The sequence below is a fragment of the Streptomyces nanshensis genome, from assembly GCF_001751255.1.
In the GTDB taxonomy this organism is placed as follows: domain Bacteria; phylum Actinomycetota; class Actinomycetes; order Streptomycetales; family Streptomycetaceae; genus Streptomyces; species Streptomyces nanshensis_A.
Genome location: NZ_LJGW01000139.1, coordinates 1 through 17647, shown reverse-complemented (window position 1 = coordinate 17647; position 17647 = coordinate 1). Strand labels below are relative to the sequence as shown.

The following is a 17647-nucleotide window of genomic DNA, read 5'->3' as shown; positions in this document are numbered from 1 at the left end:
GTACCGCTGGCCGAGACCGGGCCGTCCGGCCTCGCAGCCGCGGGCATCGAAGCGACGGAGCTGCATCTCCTGGATAAGCGCGCGGAGCTGCCCACGGGGACGTCGACGTCGGCGGCTGTGGCCGCCACAGAGCCGGAGGCTGACGTCCGTACGGGCGGGGGCGCCGAACAGGAAGGTGAGCAGGAGGAGTTGCCCGGACTCGACGAGGAGCAGTATTTCGCGATGGTCCGCTGGTACATGGACGAGCACGGATGCCTCCCGACCCGCGGACAGCTCCTCGCCGCTCTCGCTGAGTTCTACGGCCTGCCCGAACCCTCCGATGGCCCGGATGCCCCCCTGGACTTGGGCGCCCTGTACCGGAGGTACCGGACTGAGACCGGCACTACCCCGCCCGTGGGCGTTCCCTGGGCGCCGCCTCCGCCCGTCGAGCCGGAGCAGAGGGACGCGGTCGAGGCGGAACTCCACGGCCGCGAACACCCTGCGGAGAGCTCGATTCAGGTACCGCGCCCTTCCCCGGCGCCGGAAGCCGCCGCTGAGCTGCCCGGCTCCAGAGCCAGCGTCGAACGCGTAGCCGAGACACAGGCGTACGACGCGGCGCCCGTACAGCCCTCACCAGGGTTGGGGCCGGAACACCCATCAGTTCCATCTCCGCCGCCGGAGACGCAACCCGAGTCAGCACCGGAGCAGGAGCGGGAGGCCGCTCCTGCTCCGGTGGCGGCGCGGGGCTCGACGTCACGCGCACGGGTTGAGGCCAAGGTGGAAGGCGAGCAGACGTCCCTGCCGGAGCAGACCCGGCCATCCGGCGGTACCCGGAAGCGGGTCGCCGACGCCTACGACGCACTGTCCCTGGAGGACCGCGCGAAGTCGAAGCGTGCCATCGCCGAGCTGATCGCGCCGAAGGCCGGAGTGGGCGCCGAGGCCGTCCGCAGACAGCACCTGAACGCCGTCATCGCGGAAGCCGCAAGCGGCGCTGCCCGGCCTCAGAGAGAGGCTGACGCACGGGCCGAAGGCGAGACATGAGCCTGCCGACCGAGAGGTCACAGGCAGGACGTACACCGAAGATGCCCCCGGCGCCTATCAGCTTGGCGGCTCGGCGCCGGGGACACTTGAACGAAGGAGAGACCTCCTTGCACGACGACAACCCTAAGACCAGTCCCCCGCCCTCCTCCGGTGCATCTGGAGGAATCCCCCACACTCGGCCGAAAGTCGAGGATGACCGCGTCAACAGCCGAGAGGCTCTGGACTGGCTGCCCCCGAGAGGAGAGCACCGCTACGGCGCGCTGGCGCTGCCCGCGGCGGCTTTGTATGCCGGGGCTGCCGGGGCCCCCGAACAGCTTCTTCCCGGTCTCGTCGGCGGTCTTGTCGACGCGGGACAAGCCGCCTTCGTCCAGCAGCCCCTGCTCGCCACCGGGGGAACCCTCGCGCTCGCCGGCATGGGCTACTTCAAGGCCCGCGCGTTCGCCGCCGGGCGGCCTGATGACGGACTCGCCTCCAAGCGCCAGGTGCGCAGACGGATGGGACGCAGGGCGCTGCTGAAGCGGCGCAAGGTGCTCCGGCCGTCGTTGGAGCACGTCCGTGCCCGCGACATCCCCACCACGGAGCTGGGTGCCCGGCTGGGAGTGTGCCGCAAGACCGGCATCGAGGTGTGGTCCTCGATCGAGGACAGCATCGTGGTCATCGCTCCCATGGGCGCGGGCAAGACCGCGCTCCTGGCGGGCTGGACGGTGGACGCTCCCGGCCCGGCCGTGGTGACCTCCTCCAAGGTCGACGTCCTCCCCCTCACGGAGCAGTTGCGTATCGCTCAGGGCGGCCGGGTGTGGATCTTCAACCCGCAGGGCTACGCAGGTCGGCCGAGCACCCTTCTGTGGGACCCCGTGATCGGTTGCAAGAACCCGGAGGTCGCCCTCCGGCGGGCCCGCTACCTGCTCGAAGGATCCGACGCGACATCGGGACTGGAGAATCGCAGCTTCTGGGAATCCCAGAGCTTCAAGGTGCTCAAGTCCTTCTTGTGGGCGGCGGACATGGAAGGGCTGTCCCTCCTGGACGTCGCAGAGTGGAGCAAGGACCCTCACAGGACGCCTGCCAGCGCGATCTTCCGGAAACACGCGAGTTCCGCTCCTGCGGGATGGGCCAAGGACCTGGAACAGACGCAGGCGCCAGCGTCCCACAACAGGGGGAAGACTACGACCCTCGACAACGTCTTCGGCACCCTGTCACTGACGTTCCAATTCCTGTCCGTCCCGGAGATCGCCCAGATCATCATCGACGCGCACCGCCCCGACGCCCCCCGCTTCGACATCGAGGAGTTCCTCGCCTCGCAGGCCGACACGGTCTACCTGCTCGGCCGTAACACGGGCATCGGCGGCATCGGCCCCCTCTTCTCGACCCTCACCGGTGAGATCTACGAAGCGGCCCGGATGCGCGGTTCCATGAGTCCGGGCGGCCGCAACGACCCGCCGCTGGAACTGGATCTGGACGAGGCCGCTCTCATCTGCCCCGTCCCGCTGGACGAATGGACCGCGGACTCCCGCGGCCTGGGCATCACCATCAAGTCCGCGTTCCAGTCCCGGGGCCAGATCGAAAAGCGCTGGGGCACCCACGGTGCCGAGATCATCTGGGACAACTGCACAGCGGTCATCCTCGGCGGCCTCAAAGGCCCCAAACACCTGGAATCACTCTCCACCCTCTCCGGGCCGAAGCGGTACAAGGAGCCGACCACGAGCGAGACGCCCGGACCGGACGGACGCAAGCGGATCTCCACCAGTTGGCGCTGGGTAACGGAGCCCGCCCTGCGTCCGGACGAGATCAAGGACCTGGAGGAAGGTGAACTCATCATCTTCCGACGGCACATCAAGACGCTCGTCACGCGCTACACGGCTGTCTGGGACCGTGACGACTTCCGGGCGATGCAGAAGGCGGATGCCAAGCGCCTCAAGGAAGAGAAGCGGGCTCGGAAGCGGAAGCTGAAAGGCTCTGAGCCCTGGCTCCCTCGGCCCCGGACCTCGACGGATCCGGAGATGGACGACGTGCCGGACCCGCGCGAGCATCTGGAACCGCGGCCCAGCGACGAGAGCGAGCCGTTGCCGCCTCCTCGCCCTACGCATGACCCCACGGTGCATCTGGAGGCGCCATCCGAACCATCCACGCACGACGAGCGCGAGCGCCACGGCCCTCGTACCACGCTGCGTAAGACGGGCACCAACGACATGGGGGACTGGTAGATGGCGATCGACCCGGAGAAACTCCTCACCACGGTCGCGACCGATCTGGCAACTCTGCGCGCCCGGGTGCAGGTCCTGGAAGAGCAAGACCTCGGCGCCGCGGTCAAGGGCATCAAGACCGCACTGGCGGATATCAGAGAGGCCGTCGAGCGCATGCAGGGCCAGGACCTTCCCGCCTCGTCCGGGCCCGGGACCGCCCCGGACTGGACGACGGTCGACCGTGAGGAGGCGCGGGAACTGTGGGACTGGCTGCTGAAGTGGTGCGGCAAGGTCTTGCACCCCACGTACGCCCTGAACGTGTGGCGCCCGTGCTGGTATCGGCATCAGCGGCTCAGGGTCGAACTGACCTGGCTGTGCGCCTATTGGCACTGGGCCTACCAGCCGACGGCGCCGCCGACCCGCGCAGCCGAATGGCACCAGCGCTGGTGGCCGCACGTCGAGCAGGTGATGAGACGGGAGCTGGCCAGATGCGGCCACGCTAGCGACATCATCGAGCCGAAGCACACAGTCCCGGCCGACCAGGACCAAAACGACTTCGAAGACGGTGAGTTGATGGAGCTGGTCGAACAGGACATCGCCAGACGTCCCGCACCCGAAGAGAAGTAGCCGCAAGTACGGCGAAGGGCCCGTTCCCGGAGATGATCTCCGGGAACGGGCCCTTCGGTCGTCCTCGTGCTGTTCGGGAAGCTAGCTATTTACGAGAGGAGACAAGAGCTCTACCACCTTCCGCGCCATGGCGCGGGTTCCCTCTGGGTCGCGTTCGAGAGCCGCTTTCAAGGTGTCCTCGTTGAACTTCTTCGCGGCCTTGTCGAGGGTCTTGTACGGGTCCCTGGATGGCGGGATCTGCTTGGACTTCGTCCACCGCTCAAGGAACTCCTTCACGGCCTTCTCGGTCAACTTCGGGTGTCCGATGGCCGGCTCGGGAAGCGCCTCGACCGCTGCCTCGACGAGGTCCGCCGTCACCTTCACGCTCTCGGCCCGGAGCAACGGCATGTAGACCATGACCGACGCCTCGTAGCCGTTCTTCTCGGCGAACGGGAGGAGCTTCGACGTCTGATGCTGGTTCAGCCGCTTAGAAACAATTGTTTCTAGACCCGCCTTCTTCGCCGCGTTGACCAGGGCCTCTGCGAGGCGCCAGGACCGGATGAGCGCGTTCGCGTACTGCGGCGTCATGTCCCACTCTTCGAGGCAATACTCCTCGAAGGTCTCGTACTCGCGGAAGAGTTCCGTCTCACGGATGATCTCCAACGCCTTACCGGCCGCCCACCACGCCAGCTTCAGGTTCCTCAGTGCGGCCTCGCACTTGGCCAGGAGGTCCTTCTCCTGCCCGATGAGCGCAGGTGACTGGGCGAGCCGCTTGGCGGGAGGCTTGGCGCCGAGAGCGCGGGCCAGCTCGCCCGGCGCGTCGAGAGCGCCGCCCCGGGTGGGCTGATCGGCGTCTGGATCGATGCGGCCCATCAGAGCATCTGCTCCACGGTCAGCGCGAGGTTAAGGAAGTCCTCGCGGGCCTTCAACGCGGTTCCCGACATCTTGTACTCGGTCACCAGGAGCCCGTTCTCTGCGGCGTGTTCGTGGATGTTGTACCGGCGGATCGGATCCGCGGTCCGCGGGTAGTTGCGCTGGTCCGCCCATAGCTTGGTCTTGGTGAGCGCGGGCGCCTCGTGGAACTTGGAGTCGGTGTTGGGGTCGTGCATGTTGATCACCACGAGGAACGGAATGTTCCTCGGGCGGAGTACGCGCTCGATCGTGTACTCGGCTTGCTCGTGGGTGAGCCAGCTCTCCGTGATCGGCACGATCGCGAAGTCCATCAGATCGAGGACCTCACGCAGCGCGTCAGCGGCACGGCCCTCTCCCAGGGGGTCGGCGCCCCATTCGGCGTCAGGGTCCTCATCCATGAATCCGGGGGTGTCGACGTAGACGCGCTTTCGACCCTCCTGGCCTGCCACCTTGGGAACAAGCCCAAGACGGCTCCGCGTGATGAGGTAGTCGAAGGGGAGAACGTCCTCTCGGTCCTTGTGGCCCTCACGCCCCTCCACCCGGTCGCACCACTGCTCCAGCGTGCCTTGCGGGTCGATACCCGCCGCGGCGACGGGGGCCACGGCGTCTTCGTCACCACTCCGGAGAGCGCTCGACCGGCCAGCGAGGGCCGCGAGGGCGGCGATGATCGTTGATTTGCCGACACCGCCCTTCTGCTGGACAGCCCCGATGACTTTCGCGGGCCCCTTGGCAGCGGCTGTTTCGATGGCAGATTCCACAGGGGGACTCATCCCGATGTCCTTCCGTTGGTTTCACCGCCTCCGGCGGCTACTCGGATCGGACATCAGGATGCCAGAAGGTGTACTCCCTGTACCTACGCCTCACCGCGCCACCGACCGATCAGGGTGTACGCCGCAGAGCATCGTCCCGCTCACTCACGCGGACAGGGGGCGGTCTCCGTCTGCGCGCCCGGTTGCCCAGCGCAGGGTGCGCCGGACGCCGCCGGCGTACCACTCACCCAGCTCGGTCGGCTCTTCGCCCCAGATGATGCGCTGTGCCTGTGCCTGCTGTCGGCCCAGGGGCAGGTCAGGGTACGTGTGCCTCTCGCTGCCGATGGGGGACAAGGGGCGTTCGCCGAGCAGCCATGCCGTGGTGTTCACGATCGCCTCCAGGGCAGCCGGTACCCCGTCGGGGGCGCACCAGGGCATCGGGGCCTCGATGGCGTCCCGGTACTGGAGGGCGGCAGCTTCGTCGCGAAGCTGCCGCAGGTCGGTCCTCGACCGGTCGACGCCCGCCGGCAGCGCCGGGGGTGACGGCGCGGCGGGGGCCGTCTGGCGGGTGGCCGACGTCGTACGGCTCCAGCCCGCTGGGAACCCGTCGGGGCGCCGCCACCACTCATCCGCCATACCGGGCACGGTAGCCGGAGGGCCTGACACGGCGCCAGGACGCGTTTCTCGTGGGGTGTTCACGGTTCGATGTCCGGCTCGGGCATCTCGGGGCTGGCCAACTCCTGCGGTGCGGGCTCCGGCTCGGGCTGCGGGGCCTGTCCGGCTGCCGTCAGGTCGTGGTCGGCGTATGCAAGGCTGCTGCCGATGCGTGCGTAGTCCTCCGCCAGGCCGACGTCGCGCCGTTCACGGTCGAGTTCCTCGGCCTGCTCGGGCGCCTTCGACTCCGCGTCGACGTCCTGCTCGCGTTCCTGGGCGCGCTCGGTGAGGATGCGCTGCGCCTCTCGGGCCTGCCACAGCGCCTGTGCGAGGTGTGCCTCGACCTCCTCCTGGGAGGGCTGCGTCGCCGCGGTCGATGCGTCCTCCGCTCGGGCCTCCGAGTGGGGCTCCGCGTTGCTGTCCGGTTCGGGGGCCCGTCGTTCCAGTTCGATCGCTGCGTGCTCGGCGTCCTCGCGGGCGAGTTCGGTGGCTACGTGCCACTGCCCGCGGGTCTCGTGGACCTCCCGCAGCTTCTCCTCACGGGCAGCCATGGTCTCCGAGACCTCCCGTGAGGTCTGCGCGCGCTCCTCGATCTCCTTCTGCCGCTCGCTCGGGTCGATCTCGGCCTGCAGGACGTGCGCCTGCTGCAAGGCCAGGGCCTGCGCTTCCTGGTCCGCCATCCGGATCGTGCCCTGGACGGTCTGTACCTCCATGAGGGCGCCGGTCACGGTTTCCTCGTGCTCGGCCGCCTCCTGCTCGGCGATCTCCTTGGCCCGTAGCTCCATCTGCACGGCCTGGTCGGCGTAGTCGCGCCGGGCCAGCGCGGTCTGCTGCAGGTCCTCGGCCACGTGCGGCGGGGCCCACTCCTCCTCGCGCTCGTACGCCTGGATGGTCTGACGTAGCTGCTCGTCGCTGGCGCGGGCGACGTCGGCCGCGCGGCCGTCCACGCCCAGGGCGCGGCGGGCGCGCTCCCAGTCGGCGCGGGCTTCCACGGCGCCGTCCGGTGGGGCCTGGCCGATGGCGTTGCGCTCGTCTGCGTGGCCGTGTGCTTCGCGGTACCGCTCGACGCGGCCGGCGCGTTGCTCCCACGCGGCCCGCTTGATCGGGTCGTCCGGGACGGGCCCGAGGCGCTCGATCGCCCAGTGCGGTTGCTGTTCGGCCACCCGCTGGCCGAGTCGTTCGACGCGGGCGTCCATCTCGGCGGCCCATTCGCGCATCATGCGGCCCAGGTCGCCGTCGAGGTCCGGGGTGCGGGCGGTGTAGGAGTCGGTGGTCTCCATGTGGGCCTCGCGCTCGGCGACCTGACGGTGCCAGACCTCGGTGTCCTGCCCTGCGTGGGCCACGGGCATCTGCTGCACGACCAGGGCCTGCCGCAGCAGGTCCTCTTGCCATAGATCCGCGCCCGGCTGCTCGGAGACGCCCGGCGCGGCGGCGTCGAACGCCGCCTGCTCGCCGGTCCCTTCGGGCAGGGCGCCGGTGTTCACCAGCCCGGCGGTCTCCTCCGCGCGCTGTTCCTGCTCGCGCACCGCCTGGTGCTGCTCGGCCTTCTCGACCCGGGCCTGGTCCTGCCGGGCCAGGTTCCACGCGTTCGTGAGCCGGTAGTGCATGACCTTGGAGTTGGAGTCCGCGGTGTCGAATTCCCGGCTGAGCGCGGTACGCCGCAGCATGTCCTCGACGTCGTGGCCGGCTTCCTCCACCTGCCGGGCCAGGCGCATGAGGCTGCCGTACGCCTCCTCGCTGGTGAGCGTCGCGTACTCGTGCGCCCCGAGCGTCTGCAGGAGGACCCTGCCGTACCGGGCCTCGGCCCGCTGGTCCTTGACCCCGGACCAGACCGGTTCCAGCACGGCCAGGTGCTCGCGCCGTTCCATCTCCTCGCGGATGTACTGGGTGGCGCTCTGGTCGGCGTTGCTGCGCTGCAGCGCGGCATCCAGCAGGACCAGGTGGTGGGGGACGTCCTCTTCGCGGATGCCGTCGCCCATCTCGTGGGTGATGACGTATCCCCAGTTGCCGCCTTCGCCGCGGGTGAGGCTGACGTACAGGGCCTCGCGGTCGGTCTGCCCGTCGATCAGGCTGTGGCAGGTGCCGACCGTACGCCCCTGAGCACCGTGGACTGTGCACGCGTACGCCAGCTCGACCTGGTTGTGCACGTAGCTCGGGGGCAGGCGCAGCCGTCCGCCGTCCTCCAGCCGTACGGTCAGCCCGCCGTCGTCGTCGACGTCGGTCACCGTGGCGGTCAGCCGGTTGACGGCGAAGGCGCCGCCTGCGCTGGTGATAGTGCGGTCGTTCTTCCGCATCTGGATGAGGTCGCCGCGGCCGGCTTTCGTCTCGACGCCGACGTCCGCGCCGGTGCGCAGGGAGACACCGTCCGTCTCGACCCGTCCGGCACGGACGAGATCCTCGCGGGCGCGGGCGGCGAGTTCCGCGACCTGGGTGTTGTCGCCTGCGATCAGCAGCGGGTTCCTGCCCTCCAGGTGGTCGGTGAGCCATCCCTGGTAGGCACGCTGCTGCATCTCTTCCGCGCTGCCGCCGCGGAACCGGCCGTAGTCCTCGTACACGCCCAGCGCGGCGGTGTCGCCCTCCCGCAGTTTGAGGGAGGCGTCGGCCTCCCACTGCCGTACGGTCGTCCGGCCCCACTCGTCGACGTCGCGGAAGCGCCGTACCTCCTCCAGGACGTGCACGCCGGGCAGTTCACCGCTGAGCTGGGCGAACATGCCGCCGGCGCCGATAGCTGAGAGCTGGAAATGGTCACCGGAGAGGATCATTTTCGAGCCCGCGGCCTCGATCAGGGCGCGGACCTCGTCGAGGCCGCGGGTGCTGGTCATCCCCGCCTCGTCCACGATGACCAGGGCGCCAGTGGGGATGCGGTACTTCTCCGCGTCGGCCACGTCGCGGCCCTCGGCTAGCGCCCGGTTCTTCGCGAGCAGCATGTCGATGTTGGCGACGTTGCCGATGCCCTCCGCGGCCAGGACGTCCGCCGCACGCTGGCCGCTGGCCAGGCCCATGACCTGGCCGCCCTCGTGGGCCTCCCAGACCTCGGTCAGCACCGCCAGCGCGTAGCTCTTGCCTGCTCCGGCCGGGCCGACCAGCACGTCCGCCGCACGTCCGGAGGTGGCGGCGGACCGTACGAAGTCGGCCTGCCGTCCCGTAAGGCCGCGCCGCTCAAGGACCTGCTCGACTAGTTCCTGCGGCACCGCCGTTCCGCCGCGCGACCCGGCGAAGGCGGCCAGCCGCTCTTCTGTGGCCAGGTGCTCCTCGGTCGCGTACCGGTCGTGCGTCTTGGGGTTGGGCTCGAAGACGAAGCTGCCGTCTTGCCGCTGCAGTTCGCGGGGGATCTCCACCAGACCCGGCGCCGTCGCCCGGGTCACGCCGTTGCCGGCCGCCGGGTCCAGCACCTCGTCGGCGAGCTGGTTGAGCAGGTCGCGGACCTGATGCCCGTCCAGTCCGCCCAGGGTGTCGGGCAGTTGTCGGTTCAGCTCCACGAGCAGGTCGGGCCGGGTCCAGGTGGCCTTGGCGTCCTGGACGGCCTCGATCGCGCGCTGCTGGACGAGCGCAGGGTCGAACTCGCGGGCCGGGCGGTGCAGCTCGTGCAGATGGGACTCCCATGCCACCTGCGCGGGGACTTCGGAGAGGCCCTCGCGGAACCGGTCCTGGCTCTGCTGCTCCCACCGCTCCAGCAGCGCCGTGCGGGCGGGAGCGTCGTGCTTCTTGACCTGTCGCTGGTCGAGGGTGACGTCCTCCGACATGCGGGCCAGCACGTACGGGGACGGCGGCACGCCATGCCGCTCCTCATAGGCCCGCGCCAGCTCGGCCACGCCTTCCTTGATCGCCACGCGGCGGCTGGAGTGCAGGTCACGCTGCTCCTGGCTGATGCCGACGATCTCCCGGGCCTTGCCGTCCGGCCGCATCTGGACCCGGACGCTCATGGTGCGCTCCAGCTCCTGTTCGGCGACCCGTTCGGCCAGGTGCCCGGCGGCCTGCTTGTTCCTGAAGAGCCCCGTACCGTCCAGCGAGCGCCACACGGTGCGCTCCTGCCCGGTGGCCGGGTCGACGTCGACCGTCTTGACCTTGTTCAAGACCGGGACGTGGACGTGGAGTTGCGGGTCGTCGTTCCTGCTCGTGTGCTGGGCGAAGGCGCCGCAGATGAACCCGCGCGCCTCGACGTACCTCCCGGTGGTGCGGCCGTTGACCTTCTCGCCGTGGTGGCCGGCCCGGCTGTACCCGGCCTCGGCCTGCATGTGCTCGATCCCGGCCTGCACGCCCGTCTTCCACGCGTCCCAGACCTGCTCGGCCTGCTGCGAGTACCGGTCTGCGGTCTCGGTGTCCCCGGCCTCCCGTGCCTCCAGAGCCTTGACCTGGAGACTCGCGTGGTAGACCGACCAGGACTTCGGGGCGGAGAAGGTGAGGTCGTAGTACATCCTGGCCGTCGGAGCTTCCTTGCGGACGCTCAGCTCGATGGAGCGCACCTGCTCCGGGGTCAGGTCGATCTCGTCGGGGAGGTCCGCACGAGCCTTCTCCAGCCGCGCCGCCAGCCGCTTCTCGTACGCCTTCTCGAAGTTCTTCGGCGCGCTGCCCAGCCGCGCGTCGTTGCGGATTGCCTTTTCCGCCCTGGCGTACTCCTCGCTGCCCTTCGCGTGCGGGATCTCGGCGAGCCGCCGGTACATCTCGTCCCGCCGGCGCGGGTCGATGAAGTCGCTGAAGAGGTCCGTGAAGACGTCGTTGTCGAGTTCGGCCCCGGGTTGCAGGCCCAGCTCCGCGGCGCCGTCGCCCAGCCAGTAGCCGGGCGGCTCGCCGTTCTCCTCACCGATCGAACGCAAGTAGTAGTGCTCCCGGCCCTCGCCGATCTCCTTGGTGAGGTAACCGGGGTCGCTACCTGCGCTGATCGAGAGCATGACGACACAGCGTAGCTAATTTTCAAGATCAACAACAACCGTCGGATCGTGATGCATAGGTGTGGAGGGCAGTTGTAGTGAGCAGTGAGGCTACGGTCAGTTGGGCGGTCTGGGTGGGACTCGTAGAGCTGGGGTGCTGGGGCCTGGATCTGTAGAGGGTCGGAATGTCCTGGTTCAAGGGTGCCTCTGGTACGGCCACCGAGGGAAGACGCGACCCTGCAGGGTCCGCGCCGCGGTACGGGAATGGCGGGCGACCAGTGGGTCCGGCTACGGTCAGCGCGACGACACCGACCCCCGCCGGATGCTCCGGTGGGGGTCGACTGTTACCAGGGGTGCGCGTGGGGAAGCCGGGTCGGGGTGCGTCTCCCGGTTCCGCAGATCGCGCGGATGCTACGGAGGGTAACCGTGGGGAAGTCCGGCCCGACGTCCGCCGGGCCGGGTTTCCGTATCGGCGCCGGGGAAGCGGTGGGGAAGCGGTGGGGAAGATCCGCCACAGGCATTCTTAGGCCCTTCCCCCACACCGTGGGGAACCACGGCTGGGGAAGTCCCCACACCGTGGGGAAGGGCGCCTTCCCCACGGTGTGGGGAAGTACGGCCGGGGAAGTCGTGGGCACTACGTGCGAGGGGAAGTGCTGCCGCGCGACACATGCCCGGCTTCCCCGGGCCGCCGGTTGGGGAAGCCGCTGTCTCCTCCTGGCGACGCCGATCCGGCCGTGCGGTCCGGCCGTGCGGTCCGGGTCAGAACAGGGGTGCTTGATGGGCCCCGCTCGGGTTCCCCTCGGCGAGTGCGGCGGCGATGGCGGCCTCGCGCCCGGCGGGGTCGGCTGCGGCGATGGCGGCCTGAACCGCCAGGGCCCGGCCGCGCGGTCCGCGCACGTCAGAGAGTGCGTGCCCGGTCAACTGGCGGCGCGCGTAGTAGTCGCGGATGTTGTCTCTGCGCTCGCCGGTGAGCCAGTGCGCCGGGTTCTGGCACGGCGGTTCGTCGCACCGGTGGCGCACGATGGTGCCCCGCTGTAGGGCGTCGGCTCCGTGCTCCAGGCGGTACCCGAAGAGGTGGGCGAGCACGACCCAACTGGTGCCGTCGCGGTGCGACCCGGCCCGGAAGATGCCGTGTGCGGTCGAGCTGAGCCCGCCGGTCCACCACCAGCACTGGGTAAGTCCTCGTCGGCAGACGGCTGCGCGGTAGCGCTCGACCGTTTCCCCAGACGCGAGCAACCTTCCCCACGGCACACCTTCCCCACGCGTCGGCTTCTGCTGGGGAAGCTCGTCCTCGGAGTCCGTTTCCCCGCAGTGGGGAAGCGGACCGACGTGGGGAAGCGGCACTGGCTCCCAGATTTCCCCGCCGTTCATCCGGCTACCGAACGTGACGATGGAGGAGTTCCCCGGCCTCGTCTCCGCGGCCGCCACGACGTCCCGTACGGGGCCGGTGGCCGATGTCGGCCGTGGGGAAGGTCCGGTCAGGCAGGGAACCGCTCTCGCCCGCGACGGCCTCGGCGGTACGTGTCATGCGGGGCTCGCTCCGATCGTCGGCTGGTGTCGGCCCGGCCAGGGGTTGCCCGCCGGCGTCGAGGGGCCTTGCGCTCGGCGGGCAAGCTCTCTCCACTATCCGCCTCTTCGGGGTGTGTGGCCATGCTGGTCTGCCGATGGGCTTGTTATTAGGACCCTGGTCGAGGCGGCCGCTGTTCCGGGCAGGTATGACAAGAGGTGAGCGGTGACAGGTGAAGGAGCGGAGGCGGGTGGGCGTGATCCGTGTGGGGCTGCCCCGCCGGGCATCGGCGGGTGGCCGCCGGGAGCATCGGCAGCGCCAGGACTTACAGCTACGGCTGCGCGGCGCGTACGGGCCTGACTGGTGGGAGGTGGCCCCGGCCGTCGTGGTGGCGGCGGGCTCGCTCGCGGTGCCGCTGTCCGCCCTGCTGTGGCTGTGGTCTTACGTCGGCTGGTGGGCCGCGGTGCTGGCCTTCGGTGGTTTCGCGTACGGCGCGTGGGTCGTAGGTCGTCGGCTGCGGGCGTTACGGGCCCGCGCGGGCCGACGGCGGGAGCGCTTCGCCCTCGCTGAGGTGGACGCCGCCGATGACCGCGGATACCGGCACATCGTCGGTCGGCTCTTGCAGCGTGACGGCTGGCACAAGGTACGGGGCATACGTGTCAACGACTCCGGCGCGGTTCATCTCGTGGGCGAGTGGCCGGGTGGCGAACAGCGGCTCGGAGTCGCCTTCGAACGTGCCCGGCCCGGAATCAGCGAGGATCCCTGTGGCGTTGCCGCCCTGCGCCCGGTGGTGGCTCCCGACGACGGGCCACGGCGGCAGCGGCCCGCGCCGCTGCTGCTGGTGGTGGTCTCCTCCGGGAGCTTCTCACGACAGCGTGTGGTCTGGGCCGCACGATCGGGGGTGCATCTGGTAGATCGCCCGATGTTGGCCCGGTGGGCTGCGGGGGAGGACCTGGCCGTACTCCTTGACCTGGCTTCCGGCAGGCTCCCGCGCGGGGACGGGGCGCGGGAGTGAGAGCTGGCCTTCAGACTGCCTGTTCGGGCGGTCCGCCGACGGCGACGCGGGCGCCGACCAGGCGGCCGGTCTGGGCCGCCCGGCGAAGAGCGGCGGTCCGGGTCTTGTCGTCGTCCTGCTGACGAAGGTCGACGTCCCCCACGGACAGGTTCGTCCGCTCCGCCTCCAGCGGGTCACCGCAGTGCGCGCAGGTGCCCGAGAACCAGGCCGTCGCGCGGCAGCGGGCCATGCCCTCTGGCCCCAGGAGCGTTCGGACGGCTTCGCCGATGCCCAGATCAAGCACGCTCGCCCTCTCCGCGTTCGTCGTCGAGGAGTTTACGGGCGGTGGTGATGAGCTGCCGCCAGGTCGCGTCTTTGTAGCTCCGGCCGCTCCACTGCTCCCGCAGTTGCGGCACGAGGTCGTCGCGCTTGGCGGTGGGCTGGGCTCGGATGAGGCGCTGGGCCAGCTCCAGGCGCTCGTCACCGGCGTAGCGGTGGGGCTTCTTGGGCTGTCCTCCGCCGGCGCCGACGCGCCGATCGGGCACGGTGTCGACGAAGTTCCACATCGTGGCAAACCGCCACTGCGGGCGTTTGCGCGTGGGTAGCTGTTTCCATGACTCGGGGGCGGGGAATCCGGCGGGGCCGCCGTTCTTGACCCACGCGTTGATGGTGCTCTCGTCGCTGTGCCCGCAGATGCGGGCGAAATCGGCGGGGCCACCCCAGGCGTTGGGGTCGTAGTTCCTGCGGTCGGTCGGGTCGGGCATCGACGTCGGCGGGGCCATGAGTGCGCTCCTCATCGGGGGCGGCCTCCGTCCGTGGCGGGCAGGGTCCAACTGCGGGCGCCCGTGAGAGTCAGGCGCCGGATGCGGACGACGTCGCGGGCCTCGGCTGTGGAGGCAAAGTCCCAATAGCCGGGGTGCCGGTCCTCGAGGTAGAGCTCCAGAATGCCGGGCTCGGGGATGTCGCCGACGACGTACCAGCATCCTGGGTGCTGGTTCTCCAGGGTGCCGGGGCGAAGCTGCACTAGGTCGCCCGCCCACGGCTGGTCTTCAGACGGGGGCGTGTTTGTGGTTACCATGGTGGTTCCCAACTCTCGTGGATTCGGTATAGCGGTTTCGCGGGTGTTGGTTCCTTGGATCGGACGCCGTATTCGGCGTCTTAGCTCCTGGCCTGGATGCCTTGCCCGGCGTCCAGGCCCTTTGCTTTCTACGGCAATACAAGTATTCAACCATGTTTCGCGGCTAGAAGAGCGTGCCCGGGGTCTCCTCGGTGCAAGGCCGTCGCGCCGGTGCGGGCCGCCTGAGCAGATAGCAGGGCCGGTGGCGGTACGTGGGCCGGTGCGGGACGTACGGGCTGCGGCGCGGCCGGAGGAGCGGAGCGCCGGCACTCAGCCAGCCGGGCGGGTAGAGCGCGGCGAGGTGCTGCCAGGCGGGTCCATGGGGCTCGTCGAGCGCAGCGGACGGCGCGTAGGGAAGTGCGCGCCATCCGGGCCATGCGTGGTCGTGGGCATCCTCGATCGGGCCGTTGGCCGCTGTGCGGCGGGTGCTCGGCGGATGCCCGGCGCCCTCCCAGGTACAGGCGAGGCAGGCTCCCCGGTAGCGGGTGCGGCCGCGCTCGTCGTCGCGCTGGAGCAGGGTCGGGATGCAGCGCCCGGGCGGCCAGGTGCAGAAGTCATCGTCGCTGTAGGCGCCGCCGGGATGGAAGGGCACGATGTGCCAGACGCGGTTCCGGTGCGGGTAGTGCCGCTCGATCCAACGGGAGCGGGCGTTGATCACGCGCCAGTAGAACGTCTGCCTCGCCTGGGCGCCGGGAAGGCGGGCCCAGGCCCTGTCGTCGTCGTTCTCGCACATACTGCGCCACGTCCGGGCGCTGATGAGGCCGCGGAGGGGCCTGGGGATCGGGGGAAGGTCGGACATGGTCGTCCCTGCTGTGGTCGTCGGTATCCGTGCTGGCGGTTCGTATGCGTACGGCGCGGGTGGGCGGCACGGCGCCCGGCGGCCCGTGGCCGGAGCGGAGCNAGCGGAGCGGAGGCCGCGGGCCGGCGGTGAACGCGCCGTTTCGGGCTGTCGCCCGCAGGGCGGCGTTTTCCCGTGGCGCCGAGAAGTGCTGGCGCTGGCCTGCGGTACGGCCGTCTCCCTCGCTCGCGTGCGCGGGTGGGGGGCCGGGCTGGGTGCCCGGCCCCCCGCCTCGGTGGGGCGGTGCCTACTGGGCGGCGGTGCTGGCCCAGTTGGCGAGACGGTGGACCAGAGCCAGGGCAAGCTGGGCGTCGTTGCTGCCCTGAGTGATCTCGGCCGCCCACCGCAGCAGTTGCGCGAGCTCGTCGCGCTGCGTGCGGTCCGTGGCCGCGAGGAGAGCGTGGAGGTCGGCCGGGGCGTGGAGAATCAGCGCGACGGCCGCTTGCAGCTCGGCAAGGTCGCTGGCGGGCCGGTCGCTGTCGCCGGGGCCGTAGGTGATGCTGGCCTCGGCCACGCGATCCTCGCCGCCGTCGTAGATGACGTAGCTGGTCGCCTGTGCGTGCTCCATCTCCGCGTCGCTGTGGAGCTGGCGGTCATGAGCGTCATAGTGGAATTCCTCGACGCGGAGCGGGAGCGCGACGGCGGCCAGGCGGTCGCGGACGCTGGTGCGGTGGCGGTCGCCCGTGGGTCGTCCGTTGCGGATCGTCTCCGCAATGTCCTGTCGGATGACGGGGGCGTGCGCCTCCTGCTGGTTGTGTTCCGCGCCGTCCTCGGCGTGTTCCTGGGCGGCGTCGGCACGGTGGAGGAAAGGCGGTCCGACGAGGTCGGCGCCGCCGTCATTCCAACGGACAGCCTGGTAGGGACGGGTTCCGGTGTCCCAGACGCCGAAGGTCACGCCGTTCTGTTCGGTGCCCTCCGTACGCATGACGACGGGTGTTTCGTCGGCGAAGAGCGTCAGCTCCTGGTGGTACGTCGTCGCCGGACGGGTCTCGTCGACCGGGACGGGGCGGACGATTGACTGAATGTTGGCGAGCTTGACCGCTTCCTCCGCCTTGGTCTGGTCGTGGTGCTTCGGGTCCATGGTTGGCTCCTTGGTCGCATCAGCCCCGTCAGGCGGTTGGCCTGCGGGGATCGGAAGGGGTTGCCCCCCCTTTCGATACAAGTATTCAACCAAGTTTTTGGGCTGGTGTCCAGTCCTGGGCGCTCTCCGAAAGAGATCTATTTCTACTTCTCCGTTTCTCCGTACAGGTCACAGGTCTCCCCGGGCGCGGGAGGTGCCGGGCAGCTCGGCGACACGAGGAAGCCCCGGAGGCGGTCGCCTCCGGGGCTCGGCAGTGGAGGCGGTCGCCTCCGGGCTCGGCAGCGCGGGCTACGGGGTGTACCGGACGGCGAGAACCTTGGCGGACTTTCCGATTCCGGACTGCGCAACGGCGCGCTCGTGCTGTTGCCAGGTCAGGCCGTCCCAGAGCTGGGGGATGCCGTCTCCGGCGTCGACCTCGAAGGTCTGCCCGCACCTACCGCCCCAGGTACGGGCCCAGCCGTCGGGATCGGTGGCCATGTCGGGGATATCACGTCCGTGAGGCAGCGGTTGCGAGCCCGGGACGTCAATCACGGGGGGGCAGTCGCAGTCTCCTTCTGCCTCGGCTGGTGACCAGGCGGACCAGCCGCACACGGTGCAGAAGGCGAGTGGGTTGTCCATCATCAAGCGGGCGGTCTCGGCCTCGTCGCTCGTGTCGGTCGGGTCGATGGCGTACTGGGCGTTACCGAGATCATGAACGGTGACGTAGGAGCTGAACAGGATCTGGGCGAGGCGCTCAACCGCGTCTGCGCGATCACCGGGGTTCACCTTGCCTGCGGTGTCGGCGTAGAGGGATCGCAGGCTGTTCAGCGTGTAGTCGTTGGTCAGCCGGTCCATGACGATCTTCAGGTCGTGACCTTCGGCGTTCAGCTTCTCGACCGTTACGGCCGTCTTCGCGGCGATCCAGGCGAGGACTTCTTCGCGGTCCTCCAGGTCGATGGTGTCCAGCGATTTCATGTGCTGTTGGCTCCTTGGTTCTCCGCGCGGGGATTGCCCTCCCCGGTCTGTGCGCGGTCCTCGTGTTCTCTGGGGCGTTGCGGCGCGTACGGCAGGGGCTTCAAGAGGCCCTCCGGTACGTCACCGGGCGGGGCCCGCCGCCCCGGGCCGGCTCGGCCGGGGCGGCG

General features: G+C 69.8%; 15 protein-coding genes. 4 read left to right on the top strand and 11 right to left on the bottom strand.

The features are described 5' to 3' along the window. From AN218_RS36520 to AN218_RS08145, 3 genes are all read left to right on the top strand, one after another. Positions 1–1020 (top strand): hypothetical protein (locus tag AN218_RS36520; RefSeq protein ID WP_171908632.1); only part of this gene is annotated, 1020 nt, incomplete at its 5' end. Positions 1021–1127: 107 nt separating this feature from the next. Next, positions 1128–3221 (top strand): type IV secretory system conjugative DNA transfer family protein, encoded by a 2094-nt coding sequence (locus AN218_RS08150; protein WP_171908631.1) that lies wholly within the window; start codon positions 1128–1130, stop codon positions 3219–3221. After that, the gene (locus AN218_RS08145) at positions 3222–3827 is read left to right on the top strand and encodes a hypothetical protein (RefSeq protein WP_070016090.1); all 606 of its coding nucleotides are present in this window, start codon (positions 3222–3224) and stop codon (positions 3825–3827) included. Between the two features lie 81 nt (positions 3828–3908). Here the strand turns inward: AN218_RS08145 and AN218_RS08140 are convergent, their stop codons facing one another. The 5 genes from AN218_RS08140 to AN218_RS08120 form a co-directional block, all read right to left on the bottom strand. Next, positions 3909–4679 (bottom strand): hypothetical protein, encoded by a 771-nt coding sequence (locus AN218_RS08140; protein ID WP_070016089.1) that lies wholly within the window; start codon positions 4677–4679, stop codon positions 3909–3911. Further along, complete coding sequence (locus AN218_RS08135; protein ID WP_244900347.1) at positions 4679–5476, bottom strand: P-loop NTPase family protein; 798 nt, start codon at positions 5474–5476, stop codon at positions 4679–4681. The genes AN218_RS08140 and AN218_RS08135 overlap by 1 nt, the downstream gene beginning before the upstream one ends. A gap of 156 nt (positions 5477–5632) precedes the next feature. Further along, positions 5633–6103 (bottom strand): hypothetical protein, encoded by a 471-nt coding sequence (locus AN218_RS08130; RefSeq protein ID WP_070016088.1) that lies wholly within the window; start codon positions 6101–6103, stop codon positions 5633–5635. Positions 6104–6162: 59 nt separating this feature from the next. Beyond that, positions 6163–11010 carry a MobF family relaxase gene (gene mobF / locus AN218_RS08125; protein WP_070016087.1) on the bottom strand — a complete coding sequence of 1616 codons (4848 nt, stop codon included), beginning with the start codon at positions 11008–11010 and terminating at the stop codon, positions 6163–6165. A 738-nt stretch (positions 11011–11748) separates the two neighbouring features. Next, the gene (locus tag AN218_RS08120) at positions 11749–12225 is read right to left on the bottom strand and encodes an HNH endonuclease (protein WP_244900346.1); all 477 of its coding nucleotides are present in this window, start codon (positions 12223–12225) and stop codon (positions 11749–11751) included. Positions 12226–12746: 521 nt separating this feature from the next. On the opposite strand from AN218_RS08120, the gene AN218_RS08115 reads away from it, so the two are divergent. Next, on the top strand, positions 12747–13511 hold the full coding sequence (locus tag AN218_RS08115; RefSeq protein WP_244900345.1) for a hypothetical protein: 765 nt from the start codon (positions 12747–12749) through the stop codon (positions 13509–13511). Between the two features lie 10 nt (positions 13512–13521). On the opposite strand, the gene AN218_RS08110 is transcribed toward AN218_RS08115, so the two are convergent. From AN218_RS08110 to AN218_RS08085, 6 genes are all read right to left on the bottom strand, one after another. Next, positions 13522–13794: a hypothetical protein gene (locus AN218_RS08110; protein WP_070016086.1), complete on the bottom strand. Its 273-nt coding sequence runs from the start codon at positions 13792–13794 to the stop codon at positions 13522–13524. After that, positions 13787–14287, bottom strand: a complete 501-nt coding sequence (locus tag AN218_RS08105; protein WP_141747510.1) for a hypothetical protein — start codon at positions 14285–14287, stop codon at positions 13787–13789. Before AN218_RS08105 ends, AN218_RS08110 begins: the two co-directional genes overlap by 8 nt. Continuing rightward, positions 14284–14568, bottom strand: coding sequence for a DUF6211 family protein (locus AN218_RS08100; protein WP_070016084.1), 285 nt, complete (start codon positions 14566–14568; stop codon positions 14284–14286). Before AN218_RS08100 ends, AN218_RS08105 begins: the two co-directional genes overlap by 4 nt. 163 nt (positions 14569–14731) lie before the next feature. Continuing rightward, the gene (locus AN218_RS08095) at positions 14732–15340 is read right to left on the bottom strand and encodes a DUF6349 family protein (protein WP_070016083.1); all 609 of its coding nucleotides are present in this window, start codon (positions 15338–15340) and stop codon (positions 14732–14734) included. A 352-nt stretch (positions 15341–15692) separates the two neighbouring features. Then, complete coding sequence (locus AN218_RS08090) at positions 15693–16526, bottom strand: hypothetical protein (RefSeq protein WP_070016082.1); 834 nt, start codon at positions 16524–16526, stop codon at positions 15693–15695. A gap of 288 nt (positions 16527–16814) precedes the next feature. Next, on the bottom strand, positions 16815–17480 hold the full coding sequence (locus tag AN218_RS08085; RefSeq protein WP_070016081.1) for a hypothetical protein: 666 nt from the start codon (positions 17478–17480) through the stop codon (positions 16815–16817). Between the last annotated feature and the right edge of the window lie 167 nt (positions 17481–17647).

Bases quoted from the DNA above. Each gene is read 5' to 3' on its own strand.
- AN218_RS08145 (WP_070016090.1), top strand. From the start codon at position 3,222: ATGGCGATCGACCCGGAGAAACTCCTCACCACGGTCGCGACCGATCTG.
- AN218_RS08140 (WP_070016089.1), bottom strand. From the start codon at position 4,679: ATGGGCCGCATCGATCCAGACGCCGATCAGCCCACCCGGGGCGGCGCT.
- AN218_RS08130 (WP_070016088.1), bottom strand. From the start codon at position 6,103: ATGGCGGATGAGTGGTGGCGGCGCCCCGACGGGTTCCCAGCGGGCTGG.
- mobF (WP_070016087.1), bottom strand. From the start codon at position 11,010: ATGCTCTCGATCAGCGCAGGTAGCGACCCCGGTTACCTCACCAAGGAG.
- AN218_RS08105 (WP_141747510.1), bottom strand. From the start codon at position 14,287: ATGAGGAGCGCACTCATGGCCCCGCCGACGTCGATGCCCGACCCGACC.
- AN218_RS08100 (WP_070016084.1), bottom strand. From the start codon at position 14,568: ATGGTAACCACAAACACGCCCCCGTCTGAAGACCAGCCGTGGGCGGGC.
- AN218_RS08095 (WP_070016083.1), bottom strand. From the start codon at position 15,340: ATGTGCGAGAACGACGACGACAGGGCCTGGGCCCGCCTTCCCGGCGCC.
- AN218_RS08090 (WP_070016082.1), bottom strand. From the start codon at position 16,526: ATGGACCCGAAGCACCACGACCAGACCAAGGCGGAGGAAGCGGTCAAG.
- AN218_RS08085 (WP_070016081.1), bottom strand. From the start codon at position 17,480: ATGAAATCGCTGGACACCATCGACCTGGAGGACCGCGAAGAAGTCCTC.